At 30.0% G+C, this 2255-nt stretch carries 3 protein-coding genes; all 3 read left to right on the forward strand.

The window, feature by feature from the left end; genetic code table 11:
- Window positions 1–198: integrase core domain-containing protein (locus WY13_RS14195; protein ID WP_156499056.1), on the forward strand; the 198-nt coding region annotated here is incomplete at its 5' end.
- Window positions 199–1057: 859 nt separating this feature from the next.
- Window positions 1058–1348, forward strand: a complete 291-nt coding sequence (locus tag WY13_RS14205; protein ID WP_063556276.1) for a hypothetical protein — start codon at window positions 1058–1060, stop codon at window positions 1346–1348.
- A gap of 189 nt (window positions 1349–1537) precedes the next feature.
- Window positions 1538–1846, forward strand: coding sequence for a UPF0175 family protein (locus WY13_RS14210; RefSeq protein WP_063556277.1), 309 nt, complete (start codon window positions 1538–1540; stop codon window positions 1844–1846).
- Window positions 1847–2255 lie beyond the last annotated feature (409 nt).

Raw genomic sequence — 2255 nt, forward strand, 5'->3', positions numbered from 1 at the left:
CGCGGACGTGCATATGATAATATTTTTATTGAAAGATTATGGCGGAGCCTTAAGTATGAAAATATTTATCTGCAAGATTATGAAAGCCCTCGTGAAGCACGTACAGGAATCAATAATTATTTAAAATATTATAATTATAAGAGACCCCACCAGAGCCTTGACTATAAAACCCCAGCTGAAATATATTTCAGTAATTAGTTGGTTACTTTCCTATTAAAAATAATACTTGTAGATAAAGATGATATCAAGGATGCTGATGCACCATCTACGATGGCAAGTCCCTGACATAATCTTTACCTACAAGTTGAGAATATCTAAAGGAAAGTAATCTTAAATATTATTAGATAATTTATTAGAATACATGTTTATTGACCTAACTATAAATATACTAAAAAATTGTCTTGACAAAGGGGTCCACTTTATAATTATAGTGTTTCTTTTAAATAGAAAAAGTTTAGAATATTAGCAAAACTTCATGTTATAATAAAGTAAGTTGTGACGAAATAGTACTTTAGTCTGTAGTTATTATAGATGCATGATAATAACGGATTCTGAAATTTTTGCGAATTAAATGAAATAAAATTGTTCTTTGAAAATTAAACAATACGGTGTATCATATAATTAATGTAAGTTAATACAGAATAGTAAAATGGGGTGATTATAGTGGGAAATTCTTGTAAACACAAACCTAAAAATCTATTTGAACGACATTTTGTTTGTAAACATCGTGGAAAGAGGATTGTCAGTAAGAATAAAATACCGGTTGCCATAGCATGTATTGCTTCCATTATCATAAATTTATTAATAAGATATTATTTTTTTGAGGACCCTAATTTAATTATTACTGCTTTTACATTTCTAATTATAACGATTTTTTGCTTGCTTTTAGGTTGGATATGCTTGCTTTTTGTAGGATTTAAAGAAAAATTAAATTCGTAGTATAAGCATAATATACAGTAAGTTTTTTACACAATATTTTTATTATATGACTAAAGTCTGTACTTGTAATGGTATAGGCTTTTTTGCATTGAAAAAATTAATAGAGAGGAGGAGCATCATGACTTTTAAAAATATCATTGCCTACAGCAAATATCTAATAAAAGGAACTAAAATAGAAGTATTAAAGAATAGTTCAACAACTTTATATGTTTATGACAAAGTAGCTGGAACTAAGAAGGATAATATAACTCTTCCTATAGCAGCAAAAGCTATAGCTTATGATGGTACAAACTTCTGGATACTTATAAGTGACGGGTCTTTTAAAAAGTTAGATAAGAATTTTGCTATAGCTGTATCTTACTCAAAAAGTGCTGCCATACCAAGGATTACTAGCACGGCAAGAGCATAAAATGATTACGAAACGATTGAGGCAAGGAAAAAAGATTGGTGTCAGGATGGGAAAATGGACTACTATAAATCAATTAAAATAACACAGGCAGTGCATAGATAAATATACAATTCAAATTATTTATATTATAGGGTATAATAATAAATAAAAGGGTTCATATGATTTAATTAAATTAAGGGTGTGAAATAAATGAGTTCTGAAAAAGTAAAAGTTGATTTAAATTTATCTAATGACTTAATACCTCTTATAGAAGATTTAGGACTTTCAAAATCTTTAAATGATAATATAACAATATCTATAGCAATTGCATTATTTACAAGTAAGTCGGTATCATTAGCACGTGCAGCTGAAATAGCAGAAATGGATCTTGTAGATTTTATGACCTTGCTTAAGAATAAAAATATACCGTGGAATGAATACACAGAAGATGAATTTCGTCTTGATGAAATTGCAGTAAAAGATTTTAAAGATGAACTAGGAGAAAGTGGAAATGATTAAAGCTGTATGTAATTCAAGTCCAATTATAGGATTAAGTATTATTAAGGTGCGAGCTGCGAAGCAGCACGCAAATGCGTGATGTTTCCTCTTGACAGTGGAAGAGTGATTTTGTTGTCATTAGTAAGCTATTAACATATAGTAGGAAAATCTTATCAAGTAATACCTAACCAGTAGCTTGTACCAAGTCCTTGGAATCGAAACGGTAACGCAAGATTTAAGCGTAGGACAGGTAGCAAACGAGCCGAAACGAAAGTGAAGCTATTGAGCCACGAAATTATTATTCAAACGAAGAGGTCGATACTGTCTTATTGGTAGCAGACAACATTATGTAAATTATTATGGTGAGATTTATATAACTCTTCCGGGGTCTGAGGGTTTGGCGAGTTTGATGATAAGTATGTTATTAGAA

Source organism: Clostridium ljungdahlii (genome assembly GCF_001636845.1).
Lineage (GTDB): Bacteria > Bacillota > Clostridia > Clostridiales > Clostridiaceae > Clostridium_B > Clostridium_B ljungdahlii_A.

Coding starts and splice junctions, on each gene's coding strand:
- WY13_RS14210 (WP_063556277.1), top strand. CDS start 1,538: ATGAGTTCTGAAAAAGTAAAAGTTGATTTAAATTTATCTAATGACTTA.
- WY13_RS14205 (WP_063556276.1), top strand. CDS start 1,058: ATGACTTTTAAAAATATCATTGCCTACAGCAAATATCTAATAAAAGGA.